The organism is Methanophagales archaeon (assembly GCA_021159465.1).
Lineage (GTDB): Archaea > Halobacteriota > Syntropharchaeia > Alkanophagales > Methanospirareceae > G60ANME1.
Map to the genome: position 1 here is coordinate 1 of JAGGRR010000167.1, position 12,604 is coordinate 12,604.

General features: G+C 41.5%; 13 protein-coding genes and 1 pseudogene. 6 read left to right on the forward strand and 8 right to left on the reverse strand.

Annotated elements, in window-relative coordinates; all coding sequences use genetic code 11:
• The 3 genes and pseudogenes from J7J01_07305 to J7J01_07315 all read left to right on the forward strand — a co-directional run.
• Nucleotides 1–249, forward strand: a 249-nt coding sequence (locus tag J7J01_07305; protein ID MCD6210679.1) for a hypothetical protein, incomplete at its 5' end; no start/stop codon positions are given.
• A pseudogene (gene eno, locus J7J01_07310) lies at nucleotides 246–1,541 on the forward strand (phosphopyruvate hydratase). The gene J7J01_07305 and the pseudogene eno, both read left to right, overlap by 4 nt.
• Before the next feature lie 6 nt (nucleotides 1,542–1,547).
• Nucleotides 1,548–2,591: a histidinol-phosphate aminotransferase family protein gene (locus J7J01_07315; protein MCD6210680.1), complete on the forward strand. Its 1,044-nt coding sequence runs from the start codon at nucleotides 1,548–1,550 to the stop codon at nucleotides 2,589–2,591.
• 8 nt (nucleotides 2,592–2,599) lie between these two features.
• On the opposite strand, the gene rnz is transcribed toward J7J01_07315, so the two are convergent.
• Nucleotides 2,600–3,520: a ribonuclease Z gene (gene rnz, locus J7J01_07320; protein MCD6210681.1), complete on the reverse strand. Its 921-nt coding sequence runs from the start codon at nucleotides 3,518–3,520 to the stop codon at nucleotides 2,600–2,602.
• 97 nt (nucleotides 3,521–3,617) lie between these two features.
• On the opposite strand from rnz, the gene J7J01_07325 reads away from it, so the two are divergent.
• On the forward strand, nucleotides 3,618–3,764 hold the full coding sequence (locus J7J01_07325) for a hypothetical protein (protein ID MCD6210682.1): 147 nt from the start codon (nucleotides 3,618–3,620) through the stop codon (nucleotides 3,762–3,764).
• Between the two features lie 148 nt (nucleotides 3,765–3,912).
• Here the strand turns inward: J7J01_07325 and J7J01_07330 are convergent, their stop codons facing one another.
• Genes J7J01_07330 through J7J01_07345 form a run of 4 tightly spaced genes read right to left on the reverse strand, consistent with a single transcriptional unit; the run spans nucleotide 3,913 to nucleotide 7,862 of the window.
• Entirely contained in the window at nucleotides 3,913–4,707 is a 795-nt protein-coding gene (locus tag J7J01_07330) for a TdeIII family type II restriction endonuclease (protein ID MCD6210683.1), read from the reverse strand.
• A gap of 7 nt (nucleotides 4,708–4,714) precedes the next feature.
• The gene (locus J7J01_07335; GenBank protein MCD6210684.1) at nucleotides 4,715–5,101 is read right to left on the reverse strand and encodes a hypothetical protein; all 387 of its coding nucleotides are present in this window, start codon (nucleotides 5,099–5,101) and stop codon (nucleotides 4,715–4,717) included.
• A gap of 14 nt (nucleotides 5,102–5,115) precedes the next feature.
• Entirely contained in the window at nucleotides 5,116–6,441 is a 1,326-nt protein-coding gene (locus J7J01_07340; GenBank protein MCD6210685.1) for an AIPR family protein, read from the reverse strand.
• 11 nt (nucleotides 6,442–6,452) lie between these two features.
• Nucleotides 6,453–7,862: a hypothetical protein gene (locus tag J7J01_07345; GenBank protein MCD6210686.1), complete on the reverse strand. Its 1,410-nt coding sequence runs from the start codon at nucleotides 7,860–7,862 to the stop codon at nucleotides 6,453–6,455.
• 299 nt (nucleotides 7,863–8,161) lie between these two features.
• On the opposite strand from J7J01_07345, the gene J7J01_07350 reads away from it, so the two are divergent.
• Both J7J01_07350 and mqnC read left to right on the forward strand, forming a co-directional pair.
• Nucleotides 8,162–8,929 (forward strand): menaquinone biosynthesis protein, encoded by a 768-nt coding sequence (locus tag J7J01_07350; GenBank protein ID MCD6210687.1) that lies wholly within the window; start codon nucleotides 8,162–8,164, stop codon nucleotides 8,927–8,929.
• On the forward strand, nucleotides 8,910–9,992 hold the full coding sequence (gene mqnC, locus J7J01_07355) for a dehypoxanthine futalosine cyclase (GenBank protein ID MCD6210688.1): 1,083 nt from the start codon (nucleotides 8,910–8,912) through the stop codon (nucleotides 9,990–9,992). The genes J7J01_07350 and mqnC overlap by 20 nt, the downstream gene beginning before the upstream one ends.
• A 201-nt stretch (nucleotides 9,993–10,193) precedes the next feature.
• On the opposite strand, the gene J7J01_07360 is transcribed toward mqnC, so the two are convergent.
• The 3 genes from J7J01_07360 to J7J01_07370 form a co-directional block, all read right to left on the reverse strand.
• Nucleotides 10,194–11,210, reverse strand: a complete 1,017-nt coding sequence (locus J7J01_07360; GenBank protein ID MCD6210689.1) for a radical SAM protein — start codon at nucleotides 11,208–11,210, stop codon at nucleotides 10,194–10,196.
• A 324-nt stretch (nucleotides 11,211–11,534) separates the two neighbouring features.
• Nucleotides 11,535–12,074, reverse strand: a complete 540-nt coding sequence (locus J7J01_07365; protein MCD6210690.1) for a hypothetical protein — start codon at nucleotides 12,072–12,074, stop codon at nucleotides 11,535–11,537.
• Between the two features lie 6 nt (nucleotides 12,075–12,080).
• Nucleotides 12,081–12,554: a universal stress protein gene (locus tag J7J01_07370; protein ID MCD6210691.1), complete on the reverse strand. Its 474-nt coding sequence runs from the start codon at nucleotides 12,552–12,554 to the stop codon at nucleotides 12,081–12,083.
• Between the last annotated feature and the right edge of the window lie 50 nt (nucleotides 12,555–12,604).

The following is a 12,604-nucleotide window of genomic DNA, read 5'->3' on the forward strand; positions in this document are numbered from 1 at the left end:
GGCGATTGGCACAATCTCTCCTTTAACGAACCTTTCACTTTGCATGCGGGTGTCGCATACAATTACACCATCAGAACAGGTTCGTATCCGGAAATTATCCATAATCAAACATATACAACCTTAGACGGCTCTTTTATCAATTGCACAGAATTTAGGGATGCAAATGGAAGGATACATGATGATTGGATTCCTGCGATTACGTTGTACCACCAAAACTTTTCATGTTATATGCCCAATAGAGGAGCATGACAGAGATAATAGAGGTAAGAGGGCGTGAAATTTTAGACTCGCGTGGCAATCCAACAGTGGAAGTGGATGTGCATACCAAAAACGGCTTCGGACGCGCGAGTGTACCTTCTGGAGCTTCAACAGGTAGGAAAGAGGCATGGGAGAAGAGAGATGGTGATAAAAGTAGATATAGTGGTAAGGGCGTTCTCAAAGCTGTTGAGATGGTCAATACAGAGATAAGAACCGGGTTGATAGGTATGAACGCACTTGACCAGCGAGGTATAGACGAGCATCTGATAGAGCTGGATGGAACGGAGAACAAATCGAGACTGGGTGCGAATGCAATAGTTGGTACTTCCATGGCTGTCTGTAAAGCCGCGGCAAACTCGTTGAATAAATCGCTATTCCGTTATATAAGCGAGGAGCTTCTCGGTCAGCACGGTCAGCAGCACCACAGTTACCATTACAAACTCCCGATACCGATGATGAATGTGATAAATGGTGGTAAGCACGCAGGTAATGAACTGAGTATCCAGGAGTTTCTCATATTACCCTCTGGCTCTCATCGGTACTGTGATAATTTAAGAGCAGGAGTGGAGACGTATCACGCACTGAAGGAAGTCTTGAAGTTGCGATACGGTGCGATAGCGACGAATGTTGGAGACGAGGGCGGTTATGCACCACCGATGAAGCGGACTGAGGAACCATTAGATGCAATTACGATGGCAATAAAGGAAGCAGGTTACACAGAGAGCGAGATAAAGCTGGGTATAGATGCTGCTGCTTCTTCTTTCTTCGATTCCGCAACCGGCAAATATAAAATAGATGGTATGGAGAAGGACGACTCTGAGATGATCGATTTCTATCAGGCACTTGTGGACAGGTATCAGATAGAACTGATAGAAGACCCATTTGAAGAGGAGTCTTTCTCGCTATTTGCAGCGCTCACGGCGAAGATGCCACAGAAGATAATCGTTGGTGATGACCTCTTCGTGACGAATGAGAAGAGGTTAGAGAAGGGCATAGCGAATAAAGCTGCAAATGCTGTACTGCTCAAGTTGAACCAGATAGGTACCATCACAGAGACTCTTGCTACCGCTAAGCTGGCAGTGGCAAACGACTATAAGAGGGTCGTCAGTCACAGGTCTGGCGAGACTGAAGATACCTTCATCGCCGATTTCTCGGTTGCTATAAATGCCGCTATAATAAAGACAGGAGCACCTGCGCGGGGTGAACGAACATGCAAATACAATAGACTACTGAGGATAGAGGAGGAGCTGCTGGCGGCAGGGCAAGGGCAATACTACTCTTAGCTTAGAATGGTGGAGCCAGCGGTAAGGGTAGAGGAGCTGAGGGAATGTGAACATGGAGGTTCCATAGTTAGAGGTGTTACGGACTTCAGTGTGAACCTGAACCCTTATGGACCCCCTGATTTCATATTCGATGTGCTAAAAGCGTGTATGGGTGAGATAAAGAACTATCCGAACGTAGAACGCGAGCAGTTAAAGGCGCTGATAGCGCGTAAGTTTGGATGCCTGGAGTCTGAAGTTCTTGTAGGTGCGGGAGTATCTGAGCTCATACAACTCGTTGCTATTGGATTCGTGAAAAAACGCGCAGTTATACCGGCATATACGTATGGAGAATACGAGAAATCGGTGCGGATGATGGGAGCAGAAGTGAAGAAGGTAGAAATGCCCAGTCTGGAACTCAAGCCAGAACTGATATCAGAAACGATGCAGCCCGGTGACGTGGTATTCCTGTGCAACCCGAATAATCCAACAGGTCAGTACATCCCGGATGAGGGATTATCGCTACTGATAGACGAGGCGGAACGAGTGGATGCCCTGCTGGTGTTCGATGAAGCGTATATTGATTTCGTCAACGATGCGTTCCCTTCGCATTCTTATATGTCCTCTACCGGGAACTTGCTCATTCTACGCTCACTTACAAAATCGTTCGCTATACCGGGCGTGAGAGTGGGATATGCTCTTGGCTCAGAACCGGTAATAAGCGTACTGCGGAAATTAAAGACTCCTTGGAGTGTGAGCATATTTGCACAGCGTATAGGCGAAGCAGTGCTTGGAGCTGCAGGCGATAGGTTCATTGAAGAGACGAGGGAGAAGATATCAATGAGTAAGAGGAGACTGGAACGCGCATTGGGTATCCATTCGGATGCTAATTTCTATATCTACGATGTTGGTCGTGGTCGTGCTGCAAGCGAAGTGAGAGCCGGATTGTTGAGCCATGGACTCGCGGTAAGAGATTGTACATCCTTCGGGCTGCCATCGCACATAAGGTTCGCGGTCCGTAAAGACGAGGAGAACGAGATACTCATGGATATGCTCATGCGTTTATGTTTATGAAACACGAATCATGAATCCCGATACCTGACCTCTACAGTCATCAGCTCCTTTGCCACTTCTACATTCTCAAATACACGCTTCGCCTCCTCCTCCAGTCTCATTGCACTCCCAAGGTCAGAATATCGTGCACTGATATGTGTGAGGATCAGTTTTCTTACACCTGCTTCCTTTGCTACTTCCGCAGCTTCTAAAGCTGTTGAATGCATATATTCTATCGCATATTGTTTCACTTCCTCAGACATGGAGCTATCGTGTATCAACAGGTCAGCACCTCTACTCGCTTCCACCACACTCTCACAGGGTCTTGTATCACCGGTATATACGATCTTTCTGCCCGGTCTCGGAGGTCCCAGAACCTGCTCCGGTCTTATCTCACGCCCATCAACCGTAATTGTGTGCCCTGACTGCAATCTGGAGAATAGAGGTCCGGGTTTGATACCGAGTTCTATCGCTCTCTCGCGATTGAATCGCCCGGGTCTCACATCCTCTTCCAGGACATAGCCTATGCTCTCGACATTGTGCACGGTTTTAATCGCTTTAATCCTGTATCTTTGCCTCCTGACCTCATCGCCGGGTTTCAATTCGATAGCCTTTACTTCAAACCCCTTGCCCACATAGCCGAGCGAGAGGAGGTGATAGAGGAATTTATCTATATACCTCGGTCCAAATATCTCCAATGGCTCCTTTCGACCCTGTAATGCCATCGTCTGTAGTAGACCCGGAATACCAAGCACATGGTCGGCATGGAAATGCGTGATGAAGATAGAACTTACTGCCATTCCTGTCTTCGCCCTCATCATCTGCCGCTGTGTGCCCTCGCCACAGTCGAAGAGCATCAGTTCACCTTCTCGATTCACAGCTATTGCCGACGGATTCCTGTTCGGTGTGGGTGTTGAACCCCCGGTACCAAGAAAGGTTATCCTGAGCATGGTCTCTCTCTCGCTATATAAAGTATAAAAGATAAATAAAATATGGTGATAGAAAAATTTTTATTTTAAGCTTTGATTTGATGCATAATTACGATTTATGATAGAAAAACTGGCTGTTGAAAATTACAAGAGCTTTGGAGATACGACAGAGATAGAACTTGACAAGAATGAAGTGGATAAAATCGAATTTCCCCACTTCTTAGCGGCTCGTATTGATAACTGCGGCGTTTCAACTTCGCAGTGACCAACTCTGACAAGCTTTTGTATAACGACTTATTGCACACCAAGGGCTTAGAAAGCCCCTATAGTAAATTAAGCTATAACTGTTCCATATTGTGAGAAGATCAGTACAAAAGCAATTTGGGCGAGCAGTAGTAGTGGTAGTGACCATATTAGACTCCTTTTATCAGTCTTCTTGTTATCTCTTTTCCTTTCGCTTCTCCTACTGATTTGAAGATTCTTAGTATCTCTTCATAGGTATTTTCTCCTCCAAGAAAATCCCAGAATTCTTTACCTACAAGAATCTCGTTATTTAAATCAAAAAACATCTTTGTGAAACTCCACCTATAATTTTCTTTCCTTTCTCCATAGGGATTATAGGGTAACGCATAATACACTTTGGATTTTGGATATGTTGCTATAAGGAACAAAAATTTCTCCTTTGTTTGACGGGTTTGGTCTTTGTTTGGCTTTGGGGATTTTATTTCTATAAAATATATAGCCCCTGTTTCTCGGTCTTTAAATGACAAATCTACCACAATATTTTTTGCATTTTCAGAATCAGGCTTTGAGAATTGAGGATATGGATATGGACTCGCCTTTTTGTTCAATATGCTTTCTATAAAAGTATCTACTGCTGATTGAATATTAGGGGAAGCAAATGCTTCAAATTTGTGATTTAATCTTACCTCAATCCACTTATCATTTGATTCTGCCACTATTTTTGCAATATATTCAAAAACTCCCTGCCCCAAAGAAGTACTAAAAGATCTGAAAAAACTTTGGATTCTTAGAAGCTCAGCAGGTATAAGAGCTGCATGAAATGGTTTATGCTCGCCTTTTTCCTCATCAAAGACAGCTTTCTTTAGAATTTCATCTTTTACCACTTTAGAATCATACTTATTCATGAGACCATGTAAAAAACCTTCAAGATAGCTTTCAATAGATTTCTTCACATTCTCTTCCATTTTATCATTACATTCTATGCGATATTATGGATTCTATTAGTTTTTTTGTTTTAGGAGATGAATAGAAACCTCTCCTTTCAAACAAATATTGCTGCTTTTCCATATGATCGTTAGCCCCAGAGAACACTTTAAACGCATTGTCTTTATTATTTAACAATTCTATTTTTTGATTTATAGTCTTTTTACCTTCTATTTCTAAGAATAAATCCACACTTAACAACAAATGCATGTCCATAGTTTTTGTTTTTAATCTAATTTCGTAATTTATAATAAAATTATTAAGCCAGAAGTAAAGTATACCGCAATAATAATACTTAGAAGGATCATCTTCTGTGTAAAATATCTTTTTTTCATCAATGTATTTTTTAATTCTTTTGATTGCATTACTTTTCATTTTGTGAGGTTCCTTTAATAAGGTGGATATATATATACTTTTGCCGCATTTTCAATGTTTATCTTTGTATAATACGGTTCCACATCTGAATATTGTCCTCTTAGACGCTCGTAATATAACTTAACTCTTTTTTGAGGGTTTAAAATAATTTCATCCGTTGCAATATAACATTCCTCTATCTTTTTATGAAACTCATTAAGTGCTTGTAAATCTTTATCGATAGCATTTTGGTTATTAGCAGAAAATATTATCCTTTCCTTTAGATCCTTGTTATTTGTTGCAATTATCTTTGCAATCACATCAACATTTTTTAGTGCATTAGGGTTTTCTTTATATTTTTCGTACAGTATATGTGTAGTTTGACATCCATTGATTATTCTTGGGTGTGTAAGGACATATGTTTTATCTCGAGTAGGGTGTCTTTCTATGCTATCGCAAATTATTGTCAACCCATTATTCAAATATGCAAAATACTCTCGTAGGTCATGATCTTCTAATGTTTTTCTTATGTCAGCATTTACTGATGTCTCTCGCAAATAAAATCTTGGATTTTCTACGAAAAGATCTTCTCTGATATAGCCTTCTGAGTTTAATATTAGTTTTTCAAGCTCGTTAAATTTAATTGCCGATAACAAACTAATTTCTATGTTAGATCTTGGGGAGAGTTGAACACTTTCATCAATTTCTAAAGATACTTTATAATATTTAGGAATTTTTTCAAAAGCCTGTTTTAACTCGTCTTTCTGCCAGAAATATACATCGTTCAACTCGTATTTATTAGCGATGTCTAATCTATTGGTAATTTTATTCCTCTGATCGTCCAACTGAACATTTTCTATTTTGTGTGAGGTTTTACCTGATACAAAATACAGCGAGACTTTTGGTGTTTGCAGCATATTGTCAATATAACTCTCATTTTCACTAAATAATTTATTCACAATTTCAGAAAAGGGTTCAATTTTCGAATTACCTGATAAAAAGCTAATGGCAGAATCTACAAAAGAAGAGAACTTTTGGGATTCAAAAGAAGATCTAAGCGTAGATTGAATAAATATAATCTCTACTTTCAGCTTTTCATCATCGCCTAATCTCTCTAAATCTTGAGGTTCATTCATGACTCTGCCATTTACTATTATTGCTATCCCATCAATACCCCTACTGTACCCTGTAGATACATTATTAAAAACCTGATATTCTCCCCTAATAACGTCCGAGATAACTACATAATTTGCAAAATCTTCAAAAATCTTTGATTCCTCTGTTGAGGTTTCATCTATCCCAAATTTTTTCATAAAACTTCTTATAAATGCTTTCAAGCCAATATCCATGCTTTCAAACATTTTATCACCCCCTACTTTTGTAAGAAAAGCACATATTCATATCTCAATCTTGCGAATCCACCCAAAATAGGACGTTTCATAGCATAAGCGTCCACGAAACCAATTTCCGGTGCCCACTCCATTATTTTTTTACAAAAGTCAGTTCTTTTGCCATTTACTACTACATCACCAAGCACAATTGCTGCCCATCCTTCTTTCCTTAAAACTCTATACATTTCCTCTACACTTTTCCTAATATCTTCTTCATACATTCTTAATTTCTCCATCTTTTTCCCTTTTAATCCGACCATCTCTTTTCTTAACCTTCTTGTATCAATTCCCAAATAATTTAAAAGATGAAGGTCATTTCTAACATAATCCAAAGCTATGCTGTAAGGTGGGGATGTCACTACCCCTTTGACTCTATTATTCTCAAGTGGTAGATTCATAGCACTCCCGAGAAGAATGGTGCATTCTTTAGGGATTATATTAAGTTGTTTGAATGTTTTATATGCACTGTTTAGCGTCATGGAATATTCGCTAAAGTTTATACGGAAAAACTCTTCAAAAGATCTCTCTTTATTCGTTCCTTTCAAGTAAGTATAATCAGATAAAGCGTGGAGATAGATAAGAAGAAGTAAGTTTCTCCATTCAAGTGGATAATCTTTAATAAAAGAGTTCTGGAAATGATTTTCCCAGAGTTCTATTAAAATGTCTTTTGCATTTTGATTATTTGCTTCTATTTCCCATTTTCTTTCGTTCAAATATTCCCTTGCATCCCTAAAGTATTTAAAGATCCTTGGTAGGTCGCTCACTTTGATATTTTCCGAAAATTCCGGATAGTTTATTTTTAGTGAGTCCAATTTTATCTGTGAAACTATAGAAAGAGCAGGATTTATCTCAATACCAACGCTCTTTGTTCCAACAACGGATGCTTCTATTAATGTTGTCCCGGAGCCCATGAAAGGGTCCAGTATTATGTCCTCACCTGAAGCACCTATGAAATTTATTATTGCTTTTATCATTTGCCCGTGAAATTTTCCCTTATAGGGATAAAACCAATGAGTGAGATACTGATTTGTGTGTCCAATTTGTCCCTTTCCTTTTACCATTGAAATAAAGTAATGATACGATTTTTCTCCATTTACTAACTTAAAATAGGCAGTTCTTTTCCTGAAAAGTTCTAAATTCTCTTTTAGAGTTTCGTATTCCATTTTGGCTAATTGCAACTCATATATCTGACCTACATCCTCAAAAAGTTCAAAATGCCCTTTATTAAAATTATGACCCAAAATCCAAGATAGCGGGGCTATTTCTCTTTCGAGATGCATTGAAAGTACTGAGTTAAAATCTTTTGCACGGGTATCTATCGATGAATCTTTTTTAATGAAATCAAATAGTGATGCTTTTTTTCCATGATTATACTTTCTATCCATAGCCAACAATCCTACTCCTTACTGCATTTCACTTATATCTATACTTTTGCAGAAATAATAATAGCCCATCTACATATTGCTCCTTTTCTTCTTATTCGACTATTACTGCCCCTGATATATCCATAGTTCCTTCTAACCACGTTTTTTTATTAGTCTGCTCTATCGCACAATGGACTTAGAAAGCCCTATAGTAAATTAACCTATAGCTGTTCTGTATTAAACCGTCTCCTCTTTTATATCAGAAGGGATGTTTATTCTAAATATATCGTATAATAACAGGGGGGGAAATCAGGAAGAAGTAAAAAGTGATAAAAGTGAGGATCGGCAAATTTGGGTTCCTTAATAACTTCCTGCCGTATTTCCTGTTGGAGCAGAATAGCGGCATAGATACAGATATGGAGGTATATGAGGGCTCGCCAAGAGAGCTTACTGCTATGTTCGAGCGCGGTGAGCTAGATTTCGCACCTCTGCCTTCATTCTATTATATAAAGAACAAAGCGCGACTGCGGAGTTATGAGTTCTGTGTCGCCTCGAAAGATAGTGTTTTGAGTGTGCTTCTCGTATCAGAAAGGGGGATACGGGACGAAGAGGGGTGTATAGCGGTTACTAATCAGACTGTGACATCATTAAACCTGCTGAAGGTAATTCTAAAAGAAAAGGGGTGGAGAAACGAGATTTATGAGTTGAATGAGATTGAAGCGGGCGAGCTGCTTAAACATGGCACTTATGCACTCGTGATTGGTGATGAAGCATTGAGAGCGCGGGAGAGATACAGGGTTGTTATGGATCTTGGAGAGGAGTGGCATGAGTTAACAGGATATCCTATGGTATTTGGTATCTCTGTATCACCAAATGGTATTGACATGAGTGAAGCAAACAGTGCGGTCATGAGGTCTCTGGAGTGGGGTGAAAAGAATATAGAAGAGGTATTAAGGGAAGCGAAGAAGCGATTCAGTATGCCCGATGAACTTCTTGAGAGGTATCTCAATACACTCACATATCGACTGGGCGAGCGAGAGAGGAAGGGACTCGAAATTTTTGAGGCTAAATGTCATGAGTATAGATTATTATGATTATGGCTATGTGGATAAGAATCTTAGAGGTATAGACCTTGGATTTGATGAGGCTTTAGAGCTGTTCGAGCTGCCTTTACCTGTGATTGGTAGAATTGCAGATACGATAAGGAGAGCGAGATGTGGAGAACTCGTGACGTTCGTTATTGATAGGAACATAAGCTACACAAACAGGTGTGTATCGAGGTGCAAATTCTGCGCGTTCTATGCGAACCGTGAACGAGATGGCTATATCCTGAGTAAGGAAACGATATTAAGCAAGGTAAAAGAAGCAATCGAAGCTGGTGCGACCCAGATACTCATCCAGGGTGGATTAAACCCTGAAATTGGTATTGAATGGTTTGAGGATTTATTTTCTGCAATAAAGCGTCAATTCCCAACCGTTCAGCTTCATAGCCTCTCTCCGCCTGAGATACACTTTGTTGCGATGCATGAAGACATGAGTATAAAAGAGACGCTGGCACGATTGAGGGCAGCGGGACTGGATTCTCTGCCTGGCGGTGGTGCTGAGATCCTCAGTGATAGGGTGCGAACTGAAATTAGTCCGAATAAGCTCAGTGCAGATGGATGGATAGAAGTGATGGATACAGCGCAGAAGATGGGGATGAGAACGACAGCGACCATGATGTTCGGGCATATAGAGCGCGATGAAGAGATTGTGGAGCACTTATTTCGGGTGCGGGATTTGCAGAACAGGAGGAAAGGCTTCACTGCGTTCATCCCATGGACTTTCCAGCCATGGCACACTGCGCTCCATGAAACGATAAAAGAACCCGTGTCTGTGGGAAGATACTTACAGGTATTGGGAATAGCTCGAATAGTTCTCCATTCGATAAGGAATATACAAGCATCGTGGCTGACACAGGGCTGCGAGGTTGCGAAATTGGCATTGTCCTTCGGTGCAAACGACTTTGGAGGCACGATACTGGAGGAGAATGTGGTAACGGCAGCAGGCAGGGAGCACAGCCCGATGAAGCCGGAGGAGATTGTGAAAGCGGTGAAATCTCTTGGCAGACCGGTGGCACAGAGGAATACATACTATGAGGTACTGAAGGAGTATTGATGAGGAAATGAGAGAGATGACAAAGTCAGGTAAGTTACTGCGAAGTTGGAAGCGCCGCAGCTATCGCTAATAAATAGCCGCTTATGCTTATGCTTATTATGCTTATGACGATCTCATTGTCATTGCACCTTTTACTACCACACTTAATACTAAGCCCGAAACGGTTAATAACCAATAACAAATTATTGGATACTTTAAAGATTAAAGATCGAGCAGCCATGGCTCCTTCAAAGCAGCCGGGCAGTTTGTTCTTGAAGGGCATTCCCCACAGTTCCTGTTGCTGCTTATACAACCTGCAAGTCTCGAATATGCAAGTGCAAGTTTTGCTCCTTTATGGTTCATGCTCTTTAACTCGCGTGCAGTCTCAATTACCCGCTTTGATATCTCCATCGGATAATAACCGCCCCACCAGACATTCTCCAGGCCACTCTTCTTTGACACCTCCTTGCCTATCTCCTCCATCCTCGCACTCGTCGGTCCTGGATGGTAATACAGGATATAATTTGGTCTGAACGGTATAATACGCAGTGGCACCGTAGGGTCTATTGAAGCGATAAACTCCGCTATATCCTCTATCTCTTCATCATTAATTCCCGGTATCACAATCGTTCTGAATGCACGGATTCTGCCCCTACCGTTCCTGATCAGGTATTCGGCATTACGCAGAACTGGTTCAACTGGCGCACCTGTTATAGCTCGATGTGTGTCATCATTGAATGCCTTTATCTCGAAAGTAACATAAGAACAGAGCTGTATAACCTGCTGGAGTATATTCAAACTCATGAACCCATTGGTGGCGAATCCAACACCCACCTCAGGCATCTGCTCCCTTGCATGCTCCACCGCCTCCCTTATGTATGGCAGATGTATTGAGGGCTCTCCGCCTGTGAAACTCATCCTGTCCACACCCATTGCCTGCCCCTCCTGTGATTCAATTCGTTGTACAGCTTCTGAAGCGAGCTCTTCAGGTGTAACATAGCCTCGGTAGAACCAGCCGCTGCCCGGGTACTGCGATAGCCGATACGCATTACAATATATGCATTTGAAGTTACACCCGAGCATCGTTACCGAATAACTGCGGAGTACCTGGGCAAGGTTGCAATATGCCACTTCAGGAACGCCGACACCGCAAACGCCTATCTCGCCTTCCAACCTGTTAACACCACATTCCCAGCTGCAGAGCTTGCAATTCTTGAAAGCCTCTAACCACTCTCCCATTTTGTCATTATCTTTATATACTTTACTTATACTTAATAGGTAATAAGTAACAAGCATCGGTGGCTCAAGCTTCAATCCGAATATGAATGTGTGAGAGAGTTTTTTAATGATACGAATGTGATAAGCCATAGAAAAAGTAGAAGCCAGTATAACAAACATAAAAGCAAATCCAATGTAGTTTGTTAGTTTATCATCTGATATTGATTTATAAGAGGTAAGAAATAAGAACTAAATTTGCTGCTTGAGTAGATAAGCGTTCAATTCAACATTAAGTTATGTTATCCCTTTTCATTGATTCTTTTATTGCTACCCATACTCATACTCCTATACTTCATATCCCGCAGATTCGAGCAAAGAGACCAGCGTATCCCTTGCACCCCTGTATTTATCTTCCGCGAGAACAGTGCAATCACTGAGCTTCTTACCTTCGTTGAGAACTTTCATAGCGAAAGCCATGCACGTCTTCTCACCACATTTTCCGCAGTTCGTCTTCGGCAGATATGCATACAAATCAAGCGGACCCAGCTGAACCCTCTCTTTTGACTCACTCAGGTCTATCTCCGCTCTTCGCGCCCACGTGTCGTTAATCTTATCTTTTATTTCGTTCAGTATCTTCACAGCTTCCTCATTGTCTGCTATCTGCGTCATTGCAATCTCGCCGGAGGCATGCAAAGTGATGATGCTGAGCCCTCGCTTGTATGTTAAGAAGCCCGCCTTTTCCGAGTAGAGTGCGGTCGGTATGATCTTATCGAGAAAAGGCAGGACTTCCTCAAGTCGGTGGTCTGCTTTCGCAATCACCCTTATCTTCGCAGGGTCTGCGATGCATGGCATGACTTGTGCTATCTCCACCTTCTTAACGAGCATTTTACATTACCACATAATCGTAGTCTCCCTCTTTATCACCAGCACAGGTCGTTTTGAACCTCTAACCACCTTCTCAGAGACCGAACCGAGCAGCATCTCTCTGATATTGCTCTTCCCGTGCGAGCCGAGCACGATGAGTGAAACGTCTTCGTCCTCTGTAATCCTGAGTATCTTCTTGAACGGAATTCCTTCAGGTGTTTTCACACTCACTTTCAACCCGACACTTTTTAGCTCCTCCTTGATCGGCTCTAATTTCTTCTCCGCTTCGTCCCGCATCTTCTTTTGAAGTTCATTCTCATACTCCGCCGTTGTCATTCCGAGCGCCGCTACACCCGTTGCCATTGCCTCTATCTCTCGCACATCTATCACGTGCACGAGCACAACCTCTTCCGCCCCCGCTTCTCGCAATTTCTTCACATATTCCAGCGCCTTCGTGGCGCAATCCGAGAAATCTGTCGGATACAATACTTTTTTAAACATTTTTTCGCTATTCCTAATTTATATTGGCAGTGTAATCCCCAATCCCTTTT

Excerpts from the sequence above, each read along its gene's own strand:
- J7J01_07315 (MCD6210680.1), top strand. The coding sequence starts at position 1,548 with ATGGTGGAGCCAGCGGTAAGGGTAGAGGAGCTGAGGGAATGTGAACAT.
- rnz (MCD6210681.1), bottom strand. The coding sequence starts at position 3,520 with ATGCTCAGGATAACCTTTCTTGGTACCGGGGGTTCAACACCCACACCG.
- J7J01_07325 (MCD6210682.1), top strand. The coding sequence starts at position 3,618 with ATGATAGAAAAACTGGCTGTTGAAAATTACAAGAGCTTTGGAGATACG.
- J7J01_07330 (MCD6210683.1), bottom strand. The coding sequence starts at position 4,707 with ATGGAAGAGAATGTGAAGAAATCTATTGAAAGCTATCTTGAAGGTTTT.
- J7J01_07335 (MCD6210684.1), bottom strand. The coding sequence starts at position 5,101 with ATGAAAAGTAATGCAATCAAAAGAATTAAAAAATACATTGATGAAAAA.
- J7J01_07340 (MCD6210685.1), bottom strand. The coding sequence starts at position 6,441 with ATGTTTGAAAGCATGGATATTGGCTTGAAAGCATTTATAAGAAGTTTT.
- mqnC (MCD6210688.1), top strand. The coding sequence starts at position 8,910 with ATGAGTATAGATTATTATGATTATGGCTATGTGGATAAGAATCTTAGA.
- J7J01_07360 (MCD6210689.1), bottom strand. The coding sequence starts at position 11,210 with ATGGGAGAGTGGTTAGAGGCTTTCAAGAATTGCAAGCTCTGCAGCTGG.
- J7J01_07365 (MCD6210690.1), bottom strand. The coding sequence starts at position 12,074 with ATGCTCGTTAAGAAGGTGGAGATAGCACAAGTCATGCCATGCATCGCA.
- J7J01_07370 (MCD6210691.1), bottom strand. The coding sequence starts at position 12,554 with ATGTTTAAAAAAGTATTGTATCCGACAGATTTCTCGGATTGCGCCACG.